The organism is Streptomyces sp. NPDC058092 (assembly GCF_042884935.1).
Classification (GTDB): domain Bacteria; phylum Actinomycetota; class Actinomycetes; order Streptomycetales; family Streptomycetaceae; genus Streptomyces.
The window spans coordinates 291,781-311,068 of record NZ_JBHVSY010000001.1 but is presented as its reverse complement, the minus strand read 5'-3'; the positions used below and the strand labels follow the sequence as shown (position 1 = coordinate 311,068).

Here is a 19,288-nt window from a genome sequence, read left to right as displayed (position 1 = left end):
CTCATCCGCCGTTCACCCGCCCGCCGTTCACCCGCCCGCCGCGCGCCGTGCACCTCCGCTCGGCGCGCGCGTCCATACCTTCGTACGGTGAGCCCCTCGCGCGTCTGTCTCCTCACGTCCCTCGCGTCCCTGACGTCCCTGGTCGCGAGCGCCCTGGTCGCGCCGCTGCCGCCCCTCTCCCACGCGGCCGCTTCCCTCCCGCCTGCCGCCGCATCCTGCGGCCGGGACACCGACCCCGCCTGGGCGCCGGCCTCCACCCGGTTCGGCGAGGCGGACGGTTACGACGCCTATGTCGGCAACGGATATCTGGCCCACCGAGTGCCCGCCACAGGCGCCGGATACGCCGCGTCGGACAGGAGGACCGGCTGGCCGCTGTTCACGCCGCGCTACGACGGCGCCTTCGTCTCCGGCCTGTTCGGGCGCGACAAGGACCTCGCCGAAGGCCGCGAGGTGATCGCCGCACTGCCGAGCTGGACGACCCTCGACGTACGCGTCGGCAACGAGACCTACGGCTCCGGCACTCCCCCGGGCCGGATCTCGCACTACCGCCAAACCGTGTTCCTGCGCTGCGGCCTGGTGCGTACGTCGCTGCGCTGGACCACGGCCGACGGGCGCGCGACCGACCTGACGTACGAGGTGCTCGCGGACCGGTCCGACGTGCACACCGGCGCCGTACGGCTGCGCATGACACCGCACTGGAGCGGCACCGCGACCGTCACCGGCCGCGTCGACCCACGGGGCGCACGCCGGATCACGCTGAACGCCGACGGAACGTTCCGCACCCAGGGCACCGGGACGGCGGGCGCGATCGTCCAGACGCTGCGCACCGGCGGATCGGAGCCACAGGTACCCGGCGCGAACCAGGTCCGCAGCACGCCCCAGGTGCGCGCCGGGCGCACATACGCCTTCGAGAAGTACGTGGGGGTGGACACCGCGCTCACCTCGTCCGCCCCGCGCACCACCGCCCGCGAGGCGTCCCGGCGCGCGGCCGGACGCGGCTGGTCGGCCGTCCTCGCCGCGAACGCCGCCGCCTGGCGGCGGGTCTGGGCGGCCGACATCTCCGTACCGGACAGTCCCGAACTGCAGAAGTGGCTGAGGTCGGCGCAGTACGGCCTGCTCACGTCCACCCGTACCGGCTCCCGCGACAGCATCGCTCCGGCCGGTCTGACCAGCGACAACTATGCGGGCATGGTGTTCTGGGACGCCGAGATCTGGATGTACCCGGGGTTGCTCGCCACCCGCCCCGAGCCGGCCCGTTCGGTCGTCGAGTACCGCTACCGCACGCGCGGAGCAGCCCGTACCAACGCCCGGAAACTGGGATTCCGGGGGTTGTTCTACCCGTGGACGAGTGCGAGCAGGGGCAACCTCTGGACCGAGTGCCAGAGCTGGGACCCGCCGCACTGCCTCACCCAGATCCACCTCCAGGGCGATGTCTCGCTCGCCGTCTGGCAGTACTACCTGGCGACCGGGGACCGCGACTGGCTGGCCGGGCACGGCTGGCCGTTGCTTCGGGGGATCGCCGACTTCTGGGTCTCGCGAGCCACCGCCAACGACGACGGCAGCTACTCGGTGAAGGATGTCGCCGGCCCCGACGAGTACAGCAACGGCGTCACCGACGGGGTCTTCACCAACGCGGTCGCGGCCACCGCGCTGCGCAACGCCACCCGCGCGGCGCGGTTGCTCGGGCATGCCGCACCGCCCGAGTGGACGCGGGTCGCGGACGGTCTGCGCATCCCGTACGACCCGAAACGGAAGCTCTTCCTCCAGTACGCGGGCTACAACGGCTCGACGATCAAGCAGGCCGACACGGTGCTGCTGATCTACCCGCTCGAATGGCCGATGGAGCCGGGCGCCCGGGCGGCCACGCTCGACTACTACGCCGAGCGCACCGATCCGGACGGCCCGGCGATGACGGACTCGGTCCATGCGATCGACGCGGCCGCGATCGGGGCGGCCGGCTGCGCGACGTACACCTATCTCCAGCGCGCCGTACGCCCGTTCATGCGCGGCCCGTACGCCCTCTTCAGCGAGGCCCGGGGCGCGAAGGCGGGCGCACAGGACCCGTTGTCGGGGGCCCCCGCGGAGGACTTCCTCACCGGGAAGGGCGGATTCCTCCAGGTCTTCACGCACGGACTGACGGGCCTTCGGCTGCGGGAGGACGGGGTGCGCCTCGATCCGCTGCTGCCGCCGCAGCTGGGCAGGGGCGTCACACTGACGGGGCTGCGCTACCGGGGCCGTACGTACGACATCGCGATCGGCCCCCTGACGACGACGGTCCGGTTGACCTCCGGCGCCCCCTTCACCGTCCACACCCCCACCGGCCCCCGCCTCCTCACCGGCACACTCGCCCTCGCCACCCGCCGCCCCGACCTCGCCCGGACGACGGACGCGGCCCGCTGCCGCCCCGCGACGGCGACCTCCGAGACCCCCGGCCTGTACGCGGCCGCCGCGGTGGACGGCAGCCCGGCCACGACCTGGTCCCCGGACGGCGCGACGGGCGCGCTGACGGTGGACCTGGGGCGCGCGGCCCCGGTGACCTCGATCGAACCGGAGTGGGCCGACGTGCACCCCTCCTCGTACCGCCTGGAGACCTCGTCCGACGGCACCCACTGGCAGCCGTACCGGGCGGGAGCAGTGGCCCGGCATGTGCGGCTGACGGTGGCATCCGAGGACGCACAGAAGCCCGCGGGGGTACGGGAGTTGAGGGTCGCGCAGCCGTAGGAAGGTGTACAGGAGGTCAGCTTCGGGTGCGGAACCTGCTCCCGAAGCCGTAGTAGAGACCGAGCAGGCTCCCTGCGGGCCTGGGAGGGGATCAGGCAGTTCGCCCAGGCGTTCTTCATCCCGGTGTTCTCCGCCCTGGTCGGCGTACGGCTCGATCTCGTACCGGAGTTGGACATCCCGTTCTTCCTCCGGTTCCTGCTGCCGGCCTGCGGTGTCAAGACTCTGAGCGTCTGGGGTGCGGCCCGCCCGGCCGGCGAGGACTCCGCCTTCTCCGGCTGCCTCGCACTCGCGATGAACGCACGCGGAACACTGGGCGTGATCCTCGTCGGCGCCACCCGGAAGGCCGGAATCATCAACGCCGAGTTCTTCGTCGTTCTCGTCCTGGTCTCGGTCGTGACCAGCCAGACAGCCGGCTTCTGGCTGACCGGACGGGCGTCCGCGCTCAAGGATGCACCGGCCCCCGCACCGGCCCCCGCCCCCACCCCGTTACCCGCCGCACCCCACGGACACTGACAACAACGCCCCGGTACCCGCCGGTTCAGCCGCGCGGCCGGAAGCAGCGAGGCGCGCAGCCGTCGGCTGCCAGTCGGCTCTCGACGGAGGCCGGGCAGTTACGTATCGACTCTTCACTCATGGTTGCGACTGCCCATGGGCCGGGCTCTCCCGGGATACCCGTCGAAACGGTTCGCCGAGCCGACCGGACCGCTCAGATGCCGGGCGAGCCGACTCGGGTGTAAGGAACGCCGGCACTGGTGCCACCAGGGGTGACGACCCTGACGGTGACCGCCCCCAGCACGCCGGGCGGCGCCGTGATCGTCAACTGGGTGTCGGAGACCACGGTGAAGCCGGCGGGCACGCTCCCGAACAGCACTGCGGTGGTATATGTCAGTCCGGAGCCGGTGACAGTCACCGTGTTCCCGCCTGCCGACGGCCCCTGGTTGGGTACCAGACCAACGACCACCGGGGCACTCAGATACAGGTAGGCCACACTGTTGCTCGTGCCACCGGGCGTGGTGACGGTGACCGGGACGGTGCCGCTGACACCGGGCGGCACCGTCACTCTGATCTCCGTGGCCGAGAGAATGGTGTAAGTGGTGGCCGCCGTCGAGCCGAAGCGAACCGCCGTGGCCTGCAGGAGATTGGCCCCGGTCAGCGTCACGCCGTTGCCACCGCCTACCTGACCGGACCCGGCGACGACGCTGGTGAGAACCGGTGCGCCGAGGTAGTAGTAGGCGACGGCTTGACTGCTGGTGCCCCCGGGCGTGGTGACCGTGACGGCAACCGGTCCCGGGCCGCCGCCGGGGACAACCGCAGTCAGCTGATTCGCCGAGACGAAGGTGAACGCAGTCGCCGCGTTCACGCCGAAATGAACGGAGGTCGTACCGGTGAAGCCGGTTCCGGACAAGGTGACGCTGTTCCCGCCCGCGAGTGACCCCTGGGCCGGAGCCACACTGCCCAGAACCGGAACGGCAACGTACGCATAGGGGATTCCGGCGCTGGTGCCACCCGGAGTGGTGATCGTGACATTCACTGTGCCGACGGGCGCGGCGGGCGCGATCGCGGTGGCCTGTGTGTCGGAGACGGCGATGAACGCGGCGGCCACGGTACCGAAACGGACCGAGGTGGCGCCGGTGAAGCCGGTCCCGGTCAACGTGATGGTGTTCCCGCCCTCGGCCGACCCCTGGTTGGGGGCGAGGGAGCTGATCGTGGGCGTCGCGATCGTGTAGGTAAAACCCGCGGCGGCCCCCGAGAAAGGGCTGCTCGTGGTGATTGCGGGGGCCGCCGCAGCCGTCGACGGTTGCGTAGCGTGGGGCATTGAGCTGTCGGAGCGCTCCACTGCCGTTCTCCTGTCAGGGTGATGTGATCGGCGGGATGTGATCGGGGCGTTGTGGACAGGGTGTTGTAAACGGGGCGTTGTGAACGGGGCGTTGTGAACGGGGCGTTGTGAACGGGATACGGAGACCGGAATGTGATAGTCGGGGCGCCGCCCGGACCTCCTGGCCGGGCGGCGCGAGCGAGTGGTGCCGAGTGGGATACCCGCCCGGCCGGGCGCGGAATGCGCCGGACCGGGGCGGGCATCATGCAACCGGGAGCGGTACCGGCGCCGGGCGCTGTTCCACGCCGACGGTCGGTGCCACAGCCGTGGCGGATCAGACGCTGGGGCCCGTCACATAGGTGAAGGCGCCGACGTCCGTGGCTGTGCCCGCAGGGTTGGAGAGACCGACGTCGACCGCACCGACGGCGCCGGACGGGGTGAAGGCGGACACCGTCGTCGCGTTGATGACAAAGAACGGTGCCGGCACCGAGTCGAACGTGACCTGACTCGTCGAGGTCAGGTTGGTGCCCGTGATGGTCACCGCCGTTCCGCCGGACGTCGGTCCGGAGGTCGGAGTGATCGCGGTGATGGTCGGGACGTCGATGTACGTGTACGACAGACCGTTGTTGGTGCCTCCAGCGGTCGTCACACTGACGCTCACCGGCCCGGCTGCCGCACCCGCGGGCACGACGACACTGATCTGGCTGTCCGACAGCACCGTCGGTGTGGCGGTATTGGCGCCGAAGGACACCGCCGTGGCGGTGGACAGACCGGTGCCGCTGATGATGATGGTGTTGCCGCCTGCGGTGGCGCCCGATTTCACGCTCAGACCGGACTTGAACGGGGCGCCGACGTAGAAGAACGGGATCGGATTGCTGGTTCCGCCCGGGGCGGTCACCGTCACGTCGACCGCGCCGGAACCGGACGGCGAGACAGCGGTGACCTGGGTGGGCGAAACGTTGGTGACGCCGGTGGCCGGCTTGGCGCCGAAGAGCACCGCGCTGGTGCCCGTGAGGTTGGTGCCCGTGATGGTGACGGTGGTACCGCCACCGGTGGAGCCCTGGTTGGGACTGATTGGCATGATCGTCCTCCGTGTGCTTGAACTGACCTCTCGAATCCGGAAGTTGACTTCGAGAAGGGTCCGGATCAGGACCCATGGCCGCGACTTGGACCACCGGGACGCTGTCCGGCCCCGGCTGTCCTCGCTCGCCTCCTGCTCGACCGGTCCCGGGGGTACGCCGCTGGGCGAACCCGGGGAATCGCCCGAAAGGTGCCTGCTGGGGGAAGGCGCCGTCAGCGGCCGTCGCCGCGCAGGGTGCTCGGAGCCGTGATGAGCCGAGTCGCGGGCCGCGGGCCCCGGAGGGCCGTGGCCGGCGGCCAGGCTCGTGGCCCCGATGACGAGGTGTTCGGTGTGCGCGGATGACTCGCGCACCGCTCACTTGCAGAGGCCGGGGGCTGCCGCACCATCCCCTGCCGCTGATCGGCAGGGACGACTGGTCGGATCCAAGTCCTCTACAGGGGCGCCCATCGCGGCCATCCGGAGCAAAAGATGCCGAGGTCCGTCATGCGTGGACGGTCGGCGAACAGAACGGTTCCGCGCTCCCCCGGAGAGGGATGGGCGACCCACCGGTTCGGTTACTCAAGTGACCCATACAAATGGAATATGACACAAGCGTCCTGACTGCCGGTCACCTGAACGGACGAGCGCACAGGGGCGGGTCGATCAGTACACCGGGGGGACCCGAATCCGCCACCTCTCCCACCACGCGCCCCCCAGGAACCAGCACGCACCTGACCGGTTTCCGGCAACGACCACACCCGGCGCGGTGCCGGCAGACCCGGCGCGGAAGCAGGGAGGGGGCCGTCTCCGGACAGAGACGACCCCTGAGACCCGCGTGATTGCCCGGTCAGTGCTGTGGTGCTGCTCGCGCCGCCGCCCGAGGCGGTTCTGTGGGCCGTCGGTGGCAAAGCGGCCCGCGCCCGCGTGCGCCTGTGGCCGGGCTCCCGCACCGCGCTGAACAATCGCCCTGGCCAAGACGTACGGACGCATCTCAGCGGACTGAGGGGAACCACCGAAATGGACAGAGCGGGACGTCCGGATCGCAGAACTCTGCTCGCCGGCGGACTCGTGGCCGCCTCGGCCGCACTGGCGGGGTGCTCATCGACGAGCGCCACCCCGATGGCGACCAGCGCTTCGCCGGAAGCACGGCCGGCCACGCCCGCCGAGGCGTTCGCGAGACTGATGGACGGCAACAAGCGCTGGGTGAGCGGAGACCTTCGGCATCCCGACCGGGATCCGAACCGACGCGAGTTCGTAGCCCGGAAACAGGAACCTTTCGGAGCGGTCCTCTCGTGCATCGACTCCCGGGTGCCGCCGGAACTCCTCTTCGACACCGGACTAGGTGACCTCTACGTGATGCGCACGGGCGGGGAGGCGGTCGGTCCGGTGGTCACGGGGTCCGTGGAGTACGGGCCCATGACGAGTGGCACTCCGCTCATCGTGGTCCTCGGGCATCAGCGCTGCGGCGCCGTCGAGGCAGCGTACAAGTCCATCCATGACGGCAAGCCGCTGCCCGGCAACCTGGAGGCGATCGCCAAGGCCCTGCGGCCGGCGTACGAGCAGGCAGTCCGCGAAGGCGGTGCCGACCCGGTCGAGACCATGGCCCGCGCCCAGGTCGAGCTGACCGCGGCCGACCTGCGCTCCAACCAGGACCTGGCCCCACTCGTGGGAAAGGGCGCCCTTGCCGTGGTCGGCGCCTACTACTCCCTCGACACCGGCAAGGTGGAAGTCCTGGCCGGCGCACCTTCCTGACCCGCCGAACGATGCGCACGCGCGTTGCCGCCCCGGCGCGGACGAGCGGCACCACCTCGCCGAAGGGCCCGAAACAACTGAAGCCGGCATGTCAGGGCCGCTCGGCGGGGCCCGGAAGCGGGCCGGGCGCGGTCGACCGCGCCCGGCCGGGCAGCAGGCACCACGTCCTCGTCGACGGCCGGGGCATCCCGCTCGCCGTGTCGCTGACCGGCGGAAACCGCAACGACGTCACTCAGTTGATGCCCCTGCTCGCGGAGATCCCGCGAGCAAGGCGTTCGCGCGGTATGGCTCTCGCGAAGCCTTCCTCGGCCTTGCCACCTGCCTCATCACCCACCGACCAAGGCCTCTGCCAGGGCCTCCAAGACATCAAGGTGGACGAGCACAGCCCCGTCGCTGATAGTCGGATGCAGGGCTGGTGAGCGTGACCGTAGTCTCACGGGGTGGCCAGCTTTGAGACTCATCGTCGACGCGTGCACGACATGAGCCATCCGGTTCGTGCTCGTCATGCCGCGTTCCGGACGTGTGTCGTCACTTTCGCCCCTTATGGCTTTCGCGCCACATACCACCACCTATGTCGCAGCGCACGCATTCCTGCTGATCTGGAGAAGGACCCGGCCTCGCTGATCCGCGCGGTGGAGGAGCTTCACGCGGCCCGCCGGCACTGGCTGGCGGGCGAGGCCGCGTTCATAGCACGCCGTCGGCAAGAGAAGGCCGCTGGACTTCGCCATCCCAAGAGCGATGGCAGCTGGTGGGACCAGGGACGCGGTTCGCAAGGGAGCCTGGCCTACTGTCCCAATCCGGAATTCCATCCCACCGAACCGCTTTCGGAAGTGGTGGAACGCATACTCCGTTCCGTCATCCCGCCCACAGCAGCGTCCTCGCTGTGCCGTGCCTGCGGCACGGACGAGGGGACGACTCGTTGGAGGTCCGGGCACTTACTGCACCGGCTGTGCGCACGATGCGGGGTGGGTCTCAGCGCGCACAAAACCACCGTCGACCGGAGAGTTCTTCTAGCGCGAGCCGAGCGCTGGAATGAGATCTGGAGGCGCGCAGCCTGAGCAAGATCACTGGCGCCGCCACCCCTGTCCGGGAGGCGACGGGGAACGCTATGGCCTCATCGAACGGGCAGCGGTGCAATAGGCAGTGGTGGAGCCGGCCAAGCATGCGGTTGAACAGGTGCCGCAGAGCCTGGGCATCAGCTTCTACGGCGCAACGGCAGCATCTGCCCCACTCCTACGAGGACCAGTCCGCAGAGCGTCAGCGCGGTCGTGCTGAAGAAGCGGATCTCCCAGGACGGGCTCGGCGCTATTCGGAAGTAGAACAGGCCTTGCACCACGCAGTTCGTACCCACCAACAGTGCCCCAAGTCCGTGGATCCGCGGTCGGGTGACATGGCGGCGCGCCCACGGCAACGTCCACCCCGTGCGTATCGACGCAGTTCCCAGGACGATCGCCAGAACGCCCATGGCCATCCCGGATCCAACGACCCATTCCATGATGCCTCCTCCTGCTGACGAGTACGCGCACGGTGAACTGCGTCAAATCTGTGCGACGCACCGCTGTCCCCGCCCGGCACCGGTGACCTTAGCGAGTCTCGGAGACGGTGTCCCCGACGGGACTTGTCTGCGGGTCCGCCGGTTCGTCTGCGGGAACGCGTTGTGTGAACGGCGGACCTTTGTCGAGCAGGTAGCGGGAAGACAGGTAGCGGGAAGAAATGACGTCGGTGCCTGTACACCGCGGCTGACAGACCGTTGCTCGGCCATGAGCACTCGGCCTGGGGCCAACCGGTCGGCTGCCATATCCTTCTGCCGTGGCGAACTGGCGGCGGTCCGTGGGGGATGTGTTCTGGGCTCTGGATCGGGCCCTGGGTGGGCAGCGGCGTCCGAATCGGATCCAGAAATGGGTAGCCCGACACCCGATCGGAACCGGTCTCTGCGCGGCCGTTCCCTTCACCCTCTTCTTGTTGCTGGTGTCGCCCGGGGAGGAACCCGACGATCCCCTGTTCGCGGTGTTCTTCGGGCTGGTGACGGGACTTGTCCTCGGCCTCACGGCAGCCTCGGAGCGGCTTCGGCAGCGCAGGCTCAAGCGTCTGGGGATGTGGGACGGATCCTGAGCGGGTTCGGGCACTGGCGTGGTGGCCTATGCCCCGTTCCCGTCCGGGCCCTCACACTGGGACGTGCGGGTTCAACCGACCGCACTTTGCCGACAGCCTTCGTTTCGGCTGGTGGCCTGTGCGGAAACTCGCGAGAGCAGGAGGAGGGCGGGGATGTCTCGAAACCCGAGGGACGAGTTCTTCGACAGCCCGGGCGGGATGTGCTTGTGCATCTTGTTCTATGGGTGGACAGCGGCCAGTAGCGGCACCGCGCCCTGGCTGAGGGTTGTCGCGGCGCTCCTTCTGGCGGCCTGGGTGACGTTGCTGGCGAGGCACCTTTTGCGACGTGCCCATGGCCGTAAGTCTTCTTCCCACGAGCGTCCACATCGGGGAGAACGGCTGGCACCTCCTCGACTTCGCTCGCGCCTCTACCGGGCCCGGCCTGATCCAAACGAAAGACCCTAACGAGCTCGTGCGACTGCGGGTGTTCCTGGAGCAGTACGTCACCGCAGGCGGCCACGAGGACGCCCTCGCCGCCCGGGGCGGCCTGACCGCCGAGTCATGGGCCCTGGGCCGGCACCGCATGTGGGTCGTCCAGCCCACCGGCCGGCACCCCGAGGACCTCGTCCCATCTGGCTCGACCCCAGCCATGGCCCATTGCTCACCGACCTTCTGGCCGGCGGACTCATCTCCCCCGTGTGGTGCACGAGCCGGCGCGGGGACGCCACCACGATCACCGGGCCCCTCCTGGGCCTGCCCGACTTCCCCTACCTCGACCTCCCCCGCCCACAGATCACCACCAGCCACCCCAACGGCTACCTCTGGAAACGCGACCACGTCGACCCCTGGCTCGGCAGAGCACCCGTCGCCTGGATCGACGACGACTTCACCGCCCGCGACCACACCTGGGCCGCCGAACGCACCGCCCGAGGCCAACCGACACTGCTGGTGCAGCCCGACCCGTACACCGGCCTCCAGCCGAACCGGCCCGATGAGATACGCAAATGGGCCCGCCACCAGGGCGCGGCGGACTCCGTGCACAGCACAAAGGCCGCCCAACCCGCTCCACCGCAGGTCGGACGGCCCTTCACCGGACGTACTACACGTTGAAGCGAAATATCCAGCAAACCGCTCCCACCTGCGAAAACGTCGCCCTGGAGGAGCCCCTCCCAGCACGGGAGGGATATCCCGTACACGCCCTACCGCCCGGAACCGCCCCGCGGTCAGTAGTGATAGCGGGCGGCAAGGACGACGATCTCCTTGTCCGTGACCAGATAGACGAGGCGGTGCTCATCGTCGATCCGTCGCGACCAAGCCCCCGGCAAGTGGTACTTCAGCGGCTCAGGCTTGCCGATTCCCGAGACCGGATCACGCTTGACATCCTCGATGAGCTTGTTGATCCGAGCGAGCATCTTGCGGTCGTTCTTGAGCCAGGACGTGTAGTCCTCCCAGCCCTGATCCTCGAAGACAAGCCTCACGCCGCACCCGCACCAGCGTCCGACGAGTCCGGATCGATCAGCTCGCGCTCCGACACGTTGATGTTGGCCAGGGCGTTCTCGTACGCCCTGAGGAGCCGGCGAGCATTCGCCGGAGAGCGCAGCAGATACGAGCCCTCGCGCAGCGCCGCGTAGTCCTCGGCCGAGACGAGCACGGCGTTGCCGTGCTTGGAGACGATCTCGATGGCCTCGTGATCGTCATTGACCTTCTTGATCAGCGGAAAGAGCGCCTTGCGGGCTTCGCTCGCGGTTATGGACATGCCTTGACCCCTTCCTCAAGTGGTACCTGATAACGTACCACTCTTGGCGCCCTCCAGGCGGGGCGAACAGCTGATGGTCGATCAGCTGTCTCAGCACCATCCCAGCACGGGAAAAGCCAAGGGGCCGGCTCCCACAGGAGCCGACCCCTTCTGGCCTGCACGTTTGCCAGGCCATCAAGGTGGTGTTATTCCATCCGCTCACACGTTGAAGCGGAACTCCACCACGTCGCCGTCCTGCATCACGTAGTCCTTGCCCTCCATGCGGGCCTTGCCCTTGGCGCGGGCCTCGGCGACCGAGCCTGTTTCGACCAGGTCCTCGAAGGAAACGATCTCCGCCTTGATGAAGCCCTTCTGGAAGTCGGTGTGGATGACACCGGCTGCCTCGGGGGCCGTGGCGCCCTTCTTGATCGTCCAGGCTCGGGCTTCCTTCGGGCCTGCGGTGAGGTAGGTCTGCAGGCCCAGGGTGTCGAAGCCGACGCGGCCGAGGGTGGCGAGGCCGGGCTCTTCCTGGCCCATGGACTGGAGGAGTTCGAGGGCCTCGTCGTCGTCGAGCTCGATCAGCTCGGACTCGATCTTGGCGTTGAGGAAGATCGCCTCGGCGGGGGCGATCAGGGAGCGCTGCTCGTTCTTGAAGTCCTCGTCGACCAGCTCGTCCTCGTCGACGTTGAAGACGTAGAGGAAGGGCTTGGTGGTGAGGAGGTGCAGCTCGTGGAGGAGCTTGCCCTTCTCCGTGCCTGCGGTGATGCCTGCGGAGAAGAGGGTCTGGCCGGACTCGAGGATCTTCTGGGCCTCCTCGACCGCGGCAAGGACCGCGACCTTCTCCTTCTGGAGGCGGGACTCCTTCGTGAGGCGCGGGACGGCCTTCTCGACGGACTGGAGGTCGGCGAGGATCAGCTCGGTGTTGATCGTCTCGATGTCGTCCTTGGGCGAGACCTTGCCGTCGACGTGGACGACGTTCTCGTCCTTGAAGGCGCGGATGACCTGGCAGATCGCGTCGGACTCGCGGATGTTCGCGAGGAACTTGTTGCCCAGGCCCTCACCCTCCGAAGCGCCTCGCACGATGCCGGCGATGTCGACGAAGTCGACCGTCGCGGGGAGCAGGCGCTGCGAGCCGAAGATCTCCGCCAGCTTGTTCAGGCGGGCGTCCGGGACGCCGACGACGCCCACGTTCGGCTCGATCGTGGCGAACGGGTAGTTGGCCGCCAGCACGTCGTTCTTGGTCAGGGCGTTGAACAGGGTCGACTTGCCGACATTCGGCAGACCGACGATTCCGATCGTGAGCGACACGTTGGCGACTTCCTGAGGAGTGAGGAGGAGAGGTGGAGAGGTGGAGAGGTGGTGGAACGGGCGGAAACGCGTCGGCCCGGGTGGGCCGATTCTCCAGTTTACGGGCGGGCGCAACCGGGTAACCACGGGTCCGCTCGGGCACCGGCTCCGGGCACCGGCTCCGGGCACCGGCTCCGGGCACCGGCTCCGGGCACCGGCTCCGGGCACCGGCTCCCGGCACCGACCCCGGCACCGACCCCGGCACCGATCCAGGCACCGTTTCGGTCGGCGTTCGGCCGTGTGGCATCGAACTCACCCCCAAGGTCACCCAAAGCGCGTGTCCCGCACCCGTTTCCTCCTGCCTTGCGACCTACGTTGTCCCGGTGGAGCAGCACAGGACACGTCCCCCGCAGCGCAGGCAGTCTCAGCAGGCCCCGCTGTCCCCGCAGGGCACCATCGACGAAGCCGCCGCCGTCTATCGGGTGATGGACGCGAAGCCGGAGGGCCGGTCGCGGCCGGTGCCGCCCGCCGTTCTCGCGCTGCGCAGGCTGCCGAATCCCCGGCTGACCGGCATCGGTGCGGGGCTCTTCGCCGCCGCCTCCATGTTCGTACTGGCGTGCCTCGACGAGCTGCTGCTCGACGGTTCGTCGACCGTGTTCGGTGTGCTGTTCCTGCCGGTCAGCGCGCTGACCGCGCTGTGGGTGCGGCCCGCGGACCTGGTCACCGCCCCGATCATCGTGCCGATCGCGTTCGCCGTCGGGGTCATTCCGATCTCCGGCGGCCCCGGCGGATTCGCCGGTCAGACCATGGCGCTCGTCACCGCGCTCGCCGTACACGCCGGGTGGCTGTACGGCGGGACGCTCATCGCCGGGCTCATCGCGACCGTGCGGAAGGTACGGCTGATGCGGCAGCGGCAACGTCAGCGCCGGATGCTGCTCGCCGCGCAGACGGCCCGGGCCGCGCAGCCGCCCCGTCGTCCCCAGCGCTGAGCGGGGGCCCGGACGGGGCGCACCGTCCTACGCCTTGTCCGGCGCCTTGTCCGCCGCCGCCATCGCCGCTCCCACGATGCCGGCGTTGTTCTGCAGCTCCGCCGGCACCATCTCGGCCCGTACGTGCTCGATCAGCGGCAGGAACTTGTCGGCCCTGCGGCTGACTCCGCCGCCGATGATGAAGAGTTCGGGCGAGAACAGCATCTCCACGTGGGCGAGGTACTTCTGCAGCCGGTGCGCCCAGTGGTGCCAGCTCAGCGCCTCGTCCTCCTTGGCCTTGGTGGAGGCGTGCTTCTCGGCGTCGTGGCCGTTCAGCTCCAGGTGGCCCAGCTCGGTATTGGGGACCAGCTTGCCGTCGATGAAGAGGGCGCTGCCGATCCCCGTACCGAGCGTCAGCACGATGACCGTCCCCATGCGGCCGCGGCCCGCGCCGAACGACATCTCCGCGATGCCGGCCGCGTCGGCGTCGTTCAGAACCGTGACGGGGAGGCCGAGCCTGTCGCCGAGCAGTCCGCGGGCGTCCGTGTCGATCCAGCCCCTGTCGACATTGGCCGCGGTACGGGTGCAACCGCTGGTGACGACGCCCGGGAAGGTGATGCCCACCGGACCCGACCAGTCGAAATGACCGACCACCTCGGCCACGCACCCGGCCACGTCCTTGGGCGTGGCCGGGTGCGGTGTCAGTACTTTGTGGCGCTCCTGCGCCAGGTCTCCGCGGTCCAGGTCAACGGGAGCGCCCTTGATCCCGGATCCGCCGATGTCCACGCCGAAGATCTGCATGCAATCCACGGTACGGGCAGGTGGCCCGGCCCACTTCCCGAAGCGGGAGGCCGTCGGCGCGAAGTTGTCACTCCCCGGCGAGTGCCGCGGCCTCGGCGCGCAGGTCGCGGCGGAGCTCCTTGGGGAGCGAGAACGTGATGGACTCCTCGGCCGCCTTCACGATCTCCACGTCCTCGAAACCGCGCTCCGAGAGCCATGCCAGGACGCCGTCGACCAGGACCTCGGGAACGGACGCGCCCGAGGTGACACCGACCGTGGAGACACCCTCCAGCCAGGCCTCGTCGATCTCGTCCGCGAAGTCGACCAAATGGGCGTCATCGGCGCCGGCGCCGAGGGCGACCTCGACCAGGCGGACCGAGTTGGAGGAGTTCTTGGAGCCGACGACGATCACGAGGTCGGCGTCCGCGCCCATCTGCTTCACGGCGATCTGGCGGTTCTGCGTGGCGTAGCAGATGTCGTCGCTGGGCGGCGAGATCAGGAGCGGGAACTTCTCCTTGAGCGCGCCGACCGTCTCCATCGTCTCGTCGACGGAGAGCGTGGTCTGGGAGAGCCAGACGACCTTCGACGGGTCGCGCACCTCGACACCCGCGACGTCCTCGGGGCCGTCGACCAGCGTGATGTGGTCGGGGGCCTCGCCGGAGGTGCCGACGACCTCCTCGTGGCCCTCGTGGCCGATCAGGAGGATGTCGAAGTCCTCCTGCGCGAAGCGGACGGCTTCCTTGTGGACCTTGGTGACCAGGGGGCACGTCGCGTCGATCGTGGCGAGCTTCCGCTCGGCCGCCTCCTCGTGCACGGTCGGCGCGACGCCGTGCGCGGAGAACATCACGATCGAGCCCTCGGGCACCTCCGCCGTGTCCTCGACGAAGATCGCACCCTTTTTCTCCAGGGTCTGTACGACGTACTTGTTGTGGACGATCTCGTGGCGTACGTAGACCGGGGAGCCGTACTGCTCCAGGGCCTTCTCCACGGCGATCACGGCACGGTCCACGCCCGCGCAGTAGCCACGGGGAGCGGCGAGCAGGACGCGGCGGGGTGTCGTAGCAGTCATGCGCCCCATCGTAAGGCCGCGTCGGACGCGCGGAAGATCGGCGGGGTCGCGAGACTGATCCGTACGCGATCGACGGAGGGCTCATGGCGGGGACCGGCAGCGGCAACGGGGGCGGGGGCACGGAGGTGCGGGGTGCGCACCAGGAGGCGGGCAGGCTGCGGCGGACGCTCGGCTTCCGGGATCTGGTGGTCTACGGGCTCCTCTTCATCGCGCCGATGGCCCCCGTCGGTGTGTTCGGCACGCTCGACGCGAAATCGGGCGGTGCGGTCGCGCTGGTCTATGTCGCGGCGACCGTGGTGATGGCGTTCACGGCCTTCAGTTACGCCCAGATGGTGCGCGTCGCCCCGCTGGCGGGCTCGGTCTTCGCGTACGCGCGCAGGGGGCTCGGGGAGGGGCCGGGCTTCATCGCCGGGTGGATGGCGATGCTCGACTATCTGCTGATCCCGGCGGTCGCCTATCTCTTCTCCGGAATCGCGCTGAACGCGCTCGTGCCGTCGGTGTCGCAGTGGGTGTGGACGGCGCTGGCCGTCGTCATCACCACCCTCCTCAATCTCTGGGGCGTGCGGGCCGCCGCCCGGGTCGGCTTCGCGGTGCTCGCGATGGAGATCGTGGTGCTGCTGGTGTTCCTGGTGTCGGCGGTGGTGGTTCTCGTACGGGACGGGGCGCAGCGCGGCTGGCTGACTCCGCTCACGGGCGATTCCGGTTTCTCCCTGTCGGCGGTGCTGGGGGCGGTGTCGGTGGCCGTGCTGTCGTATCTGGGCTTCGACGCGATCGCCTCGTTCGCGGAGGAAGTGACGGGGGGCTCGTCGAAGGTGGCACGGGCGGTGCTGTTCTGTCTGGTGCTCGCGGGTGTGCTGTTCGTGGCGCAGGGGTATCTGGCGGCGCTGCTGGAGCCGATGACGTCGGCGGAGCTGGCCGCCGATCCGGCCACGCAGGGCTCGGCGTTCTACTACACGGTGGACTCCGCGGTCGGGACCTGGCTGCACGATCTGGTGGCGGTCAGCAAGGCGATCGGGGCGGCCTTCGCGGCGCTGGCCGGGCAGGCGGCCGCGGGGCGGCTGCTGTTCGCGATGGCCAGGGAGCGGCGGCTGCCCGTGCTGCTGTCGAAGGTCGATCCGCGGTCCGGGGTGCCGCGGGTCGCGATCCTGCTGGCCGCGGTGGTGACGCTGGTGGCGGCGGTGTGGGCGGCCCGGCGCGCCGACGGTCTCGACCGTCTGGTGTCGGTCGTCGACATCGGTGCGCTGACGGCGTTCGTGCTGCTGCACGCGTCGGTGGTCGGCTGGTTCGCCGTACGCCGGATGGAGGGGCCGCCGAGCTGGTGGCGGCATGTGCTGGTGCCGGTGGTGGGTGCGGGCGTGCTGATAGCGGTGATCGTGGAGGCGGCCGCGAGCGCCCAGGTGGTGGGGGTGTGCTGGCTGGGGGTGGGGCTGGTGGTGCTGGCATTGCAATTGGGGCGACGCCCGGCCTGAGGGTTGCGTTCCCCCGATGGGGAGTGGCTGTTGTCGTCGGCGGGAAGTGGCTGCTGTCTCCGGCGGGGAGTGGCTGTTGTCGTCGGCGGGGAGTGGCTGCTGTCTCCGGCGGCTGATTGTCGGTGGGGGCGGATACGCTCGCTCGCATGGCTCTCCAAACGTCCGCGGAAGCTCCGCTCCCCGTCGGTGATGTGTCGCGGCTCATCGGCGGGTGGATCGACCGGCTCGGGGCGGTCTGGGTCGAGGGGCAGATCACCCAGTTGTCGCGGCGGCCGGGCGCAGGCGTGGTGTTTCTGACGCTGCGCGACCCGTCGCAGGACATCTCGGTGAGCGTGACGTGCTTCCGCCAGGTCTTCGACCGGATCGCGGACGTGGTGACGGAGGGGGCGCGGGTCGTCGTCCTTGCCAAGCCCGAGTGGTACGCGCCCCGCGGTCAGCTGTCCCTGCGGGCCACGGAGATACGGCCGGTCGGCATCGGTGAGCTGCTGGTCCGCCTTGAGCGGCTGAAGAAGTCGCTGGCCTCGGAGGGGCTCTTCGCGCTCGACCGGAAGAAGCCGCTGCCGTTCCTGCCGCAGCTGATCGGGCTGGTCTGCGGGCGGGCCTCGGCGGCCGAGCGCGATGTCCTGGAGAACGCGCGGCGGCGGTGGCCCGCGGTGCGGTTCGAGGTGCGCAACACCGCGGTGCAGGGCGTGCACGCGGTGAATCAGGTGGTGCAGGCCGTGAAGGAGCTGGACGACCTCCCGGACGTCGACGTGATCGTCGTGGCGCGGGGTGGCGGCAGCGTGGAGGACCTGCTGCCGTTCTCGGACGAGCAGCTGATCCGTACGGTCGCCGCGTGCCGTACGCCGGTGGTGTCGGCGATCGGCCATGAGCCCGACTCCCCGCTGCTCGACCTGGTCGCGGACCTGCGCGCTTCCACGCCGACGGACGCGGCGAAGAAGATCGTGCCCGATGTGGGAGAGGAGCTGGACCGGGTGCAGCAGCTGCGGGACCGTGCGCTGCGGACGGTACGGGGACTGCTGGACCGGGAGGAGCGGGGGCTGGCGCACGCGCTGGGCAGGCCGTCGATGGAGCATCCCCTGCGGATGGTGGACGAGCGGGCCTCGGAGATCGACGCGCTGATCGGGCGGGGGCGGCGGGTGCTGGGGCATCTGCTGGACCGGGCGGACTCGGAGCTCGCCCACACCCGGGCGCGGGTGGTCGCGTTGTCCCCCGCGGCGACGCTGGAGCGCGGGTACGCGGTGCTGCAGCGGGCGGACGGCCATGTGGTGCGGGCTCCGGCCGACGCCGGGCCGGTGGGCGATGTGCTCCGGGCACGGGTATCGGGGGGCGAGTTCGCGGTGCGGGTGAGCGAATGAGCGGGGGTCCGGGGGCGGGAGCCCTCGAAGGTGATGGCGGACGAGGCCGAAGGCTCCTCGCGGAGCGGAACGTAGGGTGGAGCGCATGACGGACGACGGGACCACGGCGGCTGGTGCCACGGGCACGCTCGGCTACGAGCAGGCCCGTGACGAGCTGATCGAGGTGGTACGCCGGCTGGAAGCGGGCGGTACGACGCTGGAGGAGTCCCTCGCGCTGTGGGAGCGGGGCGAGGAACTGGCGAAGGTGTGCCGGCACTGGCTCGAAGGCGCGCGCGCACGGCTGGACGCGGCCCTGGCGGGGCCCGCGGAGAACGGCGGCGAACCGACAGCCGGCAACGACAGCCGCAACGGCTGAGACAGCCCTGGACGAGCCCGGCCGGAGCGGGGTGCCCGTGGCGGCGGTCCGGGCAGGACGGGTACGCGTCTGCGCAAGAGGGCCACCCTGTGGAACGGATCACTCCGTTCCGATTTTTGTTGAAAGTTAACCTACCTCTCCGTTACGGTGACCGACGTTGCTTGATCCCCCTGCACGCCCGGAAGGTAATACGCACCATGTCGCTCGCTCTTGACCCCGCCGCCCAGGACCTCCTCTTCCGTGAGGCCCGCACCGCCAACACCTTCACCGACGAGCCGGTGACCGAGGAGCAGGTCCAGGCGATCTACGACCTGGTCAAGTACGGCCCCACCGCCTTCAACCAGTCGCCGCTGCGCGTGGTCCTGGTCCGCTCCGACGAGGGCCGCGAGCGCCTCGTCAAGCACATGGCCGAGGGCAACCGGCCGAAGACCTCGACCGCCCCGCTGGTCGCCATCCTGATCGCCGACAACGAGTTCCACGAGGAGCTCCCGGCCCTGATGCCGCACTTCCCGCAGGCCAAGGACGCGTTCTTCTCCGAGCGCCCGGTCCGCGAGTCGTCCGCCACGCTCAACGGCGCGCTGCAGGCCGCGTACTTCATCATCGGCGTCCGCGCCGCCGGTCTGGCCGCGGGCCCGATGACCGGCTACGACGCCGCGGGCATCGAGAAGGAGTTCCTGGACGGCGACCACAAGGTGCTGATGGTCGTCAACATCGGCAAGCCGGGCGAGGACGCCTGGTTCCCGCGCCTGCCGCGCCTCGCCTACGACGAGGTCGTCACGACCGTCTGATCGCCTCCCCCGTACGGATCCGGCCCTGGAGCAGCACTC

At 69.7% G+C, this 19,288-nt stretch carries 18 protein-coding genes and 2 pseudogenes; 12 read left to right on the top strand and 8 right to left on the bottom strand.

Annotated features, from left to right (window positions below):
• The first annotated feature begins 87 nt into the window (after positions 1-87).
• Both ACFVV1_RS01510 and ACFVV1_RS01505 read left to right on the top strand, forming a co-directional pair.
• Complete coding sequence (locus tag ACFVV1_RS01510) at positions 88-2,721, top strand: discoidin domain-containing protein (RefSeq protein ID WP_389982768.1); 2,634 nt, start codon at positions 88-90, stop codon at positions 2,719-2,721.
• A 72-nt stretch (positions 2,722-2,793) separates the two neighbouring features.
• Entirely contained in the window at positions 2,794-3,234 is a 441-nt protein-coding gene (locus ACFVV1_RS01505; protein ID WP_389983888.1) for a cation:proton antiporter, read from the top strand.
• 193 nt (positions 3,235-3,427) lie between these two features.
• On the opposite strand, the gene ACFVV1_RS01500 is transcribed toward ACFVV1_RS01505, so the two are convergent.
• Together ACFVV1_RS01500 and ACFVV1_RS01495 are read right to left on the bottom strand one after the other, a co-directional pair.
• Positions 3,428-4,537: an IPT/TIG domain-containing protein gene (locus ACFVV1_RS01500; protein WP_389982765.1), complete on the bottom strand. Its 1,110-nt coding sequence runs from the start codon at positions 4,535-4,537 to the stop codon at positions 3,428-3,430.
• Between the two features lie 334 nt (positions 4,538-4,871).
• Positions 4,872-5,618 carry an IPT/TIG domain-containing protein gene (locus tag ACFVV1_RS01495; protein ID WP_389982763.1) on the bottom strand — a complete coding sequence of 249 codons (747 nt, stop codon included), beginning with the start codon at positions 5,616-5,618 and terminating at the stop codon, positions 4,872-4,874.
• 996 nt (positions 5,619-6,614) lie between these two features.
• On the opposite strand from ACFVV1_RS01495, the gene ACFVV1_RS01490 reads away from it, so the two are divergent.
• Together ACFVV1_RS01490 and ACFVV1_RS01485 are read left to right on the top strand one after the other, a co-directional pair.
• Positions 6,615-7,349: a carbonic anhydrase gene (locus tag ACFVV1_RS01490; protein WP_389982760.1), complete on the top strand. Its 735-nt coding sequence runs from the start codon at positions 6,615-6,617 to the stop codon at positions 7,347-7,349.
• A gap of 104 nt (positions 7,350-7,453) precedes the next feature.
• Positions 7,454-7,651, top strand: a pseudogene (locus ACFVV1_RS01485) (transposase); the annotation flags it as partial.
• Between the two features lie 893 nt (positions 7,652-8,544).
• On the opposite strand, the gene ACFVV1_RS01480 reads toward ACFVV1_RS01485, so the two are convergent.
• On the bottom strand, positions 8,545-8,844 hold the full coding sequence (locus tag ACFVV1_RS01480; protein ID WP_389982758.1) for a hypothetical protein: 300 nt from the start codon (positions 8,842-8,844) through the stop codon (positions 8,545-8,547).
• A gap of 314 nt (positions 8,845-9,158) precedes the next feature.
• Here ACFVV1_RS01480 and ACFVV1_RS01475 point away from each other — a divergent pair, with 314 nt between their 5' ends.
• The 3 genes and pseudogenes from ACFVV1_RS01475 (at position 9,159) to ACFVV1_RS01465 (ending at position 10,550) form a co-directional block, all read left to right on the top strand.
• Complete coding sequence (locus ACFVV1_RS01475) at positions 9,159-9,461, top strand: hypothetical protein (RefSeq protein WP_389982755.1); 303 nt, start codon at positions 9,159-9,161, stop codon at positions 9,459-9,461.
• A 349-nt stretch (positions 9,462-9,810) separates the two neighbouring features.
• Positions 9,811-10,038: pseudogene (locus tag ACFVV1_RS01470) on the top strand (aminoglycoside phosphotransferase family protein); the annotation flags it as partial.
• Complete coding sequence (locus ACFVV1_RS01465) at positions 10,002-10,550, top strand: hypothetical protein (RefSeq protein ID WP_389982752.1); 549 nt, start codon at positions 10,002-10,004, stop codon at positions 10,548-10,550. The pseudogene ACFVV1_RS01470 and the gene ACFVV1_RS01465, both read left to right, overlap by 37 nt.
• Positions 10,551-10,663: 113 nt before the next feature.
• On the opposite strand, the gene ACFVV1_RS01460 is transcribed toward ACFVV1_RS01465, so the two are convergent.
• The 3 genes from ACFVV1_RS01460 to ychF all read right to left on the bottom strand — a co-directional run bounded on the left by ACFVV1_RS01460 (position 10,664) and on the right by ychF (position 12,483).
• A complete protein-coding gene (locus ACFVV1_RS01460) occupies positions 10,664-10,918 on the bottom strand; it encodes a Txe/YoeB family addiction module toxin (protein ID WP_389982749.1) in 255 nt (84 codons plus the stop codon).
• Entirely contained in the window at positions 10,915-11,196 is a 282-nt protein-coding gene (locus tag ACFVV1_RS01455) for a type II toxin-antitoxin system Phd/YefM family antitoxin (RefSeq protein ID WP_389982746.1), read from the bottom strand. Before ACFVV1_RS01455 ends, ACFVV1_RS01460 begins: the two co-directional genes overlap by 4 nt.
• A gap of 198 nt (positions 11,197-11,394) precedes the next feature.
• Positions 11,395-12,483, bottom strand: coding sequence for a redox-regulated ATPase YchF (gene ychF / locus ACFVV1_RS01450; protein ID WP_389982743.1), 1,089 nt, complete (start codon positions 12,481-12,483; stop codon positions 11,395-11,397).
• A gap of 362 nt (positions 12,484-12,845) precedes the next feature.
• Here ychF and ACFVV1_RS01445 point away from each other — a divergent pair, with 362 nt between their 5' ends.
• Positions 12,846-13,451 carry a DUF6542 domain-containing protein gene (locus ACFVV1_RS01445; protein WP_389982740.1) on the top strand — a complete coding sequence of 202 codons (606 nt, stop codon included), beginning with the start codon at positions 12,846-12,848 and terminating at the stop codon, positions 13,449-13,451.
• A gap of 27 nt (positions 13,452-13,478) precedes the next feature.
• On the opposite strand, the gene ppgK is transcribed toward ACFVV1_RS01445, so the two are convergent.
• Both ppgK and ACFVV1_RS01435 read right to left on the bottom strand, forming a co-directional pair.
• A complete protein-coding gene (gene ppgK, locus ACFVV1_RS01440) occupies positions 13,479-14,231 on the bottom strand; it encodes a polyphosphate--glucose phosphotransferase (RefSeq protein ID WP_389982737.1) in 753 nt (250 codons plus the stop codon).
• Positions 14,232-14,298: 67 nt separating this feature from the next.
• Positions 14,299-15,288: a 4-hydroxy-3-methylbut-2-enyl diphosphate reductase gene (locus tag ACFVV1_RS01435; protein WP_389982734.1), complete on the bottom strand. Its 990-nt coding sequence runs from the start codon at positions 15,286-15,288 to the stop codon at positions 14,299-14,301.
• A gap of 74 nt (positions 15,289-15,362) precedes the next feature.
• On the opposite strand from ACFVV1_RS01435, the gene ACFVV1_RS01430 reads away from it, so the two are divergent.
• From ACFVV1_RS01430 to ACFVV1_RS01415, 4 genes are all read left to right on the top strand, one after another.
• Positions 15,363-16,748, top strand: coding sequence for an APC family permease (locus ACFVV1_RS01430; protein ID WP_389982731.1), 1,386 nt, complete (start codon positions 15,363-15,365; stop codon positions 16,746-16,748).
• A gap of 146 nt (positions 16,749-16,894) precedes the next feature.
• Positions 16,895-18,106 (top strand): exodeoxyribonuclease VII large subunit, encoded by a 1,212-nt coding sequence (gene xseA / locus ACFVV1_RS01425; RefSeq protein WP_389982728.1) that lies wholly within the window; start codon positions 16,895-16,897, stop codon positions 18,104-18,106.
• Positions 18,107-18,191: 85 nt separating this feature from the next.
• Entirely contained in the window at positions 18,192-18,461 is a 270-nt protein-coding gene (locus ACFVV1_RS01420) for an exodeoxyribonuclease VII small subunit (RefSeq protein WP_389982725.1), read from the top strand.
• A 197-nt stretch (positions 18,462-18,658) separates the two neighbouring features.
• Complete coding sequence (locus tag ACFVV1_RS01415) at positions 18,659-19,249, top strand: malonic semialdehyde reductase (RefSeq protein ID WP_389982722.1); 591 nt, start codon at positions 18,659-18,661, stop codon at positions 19,247-19,249.
• Positions 19,250-19,288: the final 39 nt, after the last annotated feature.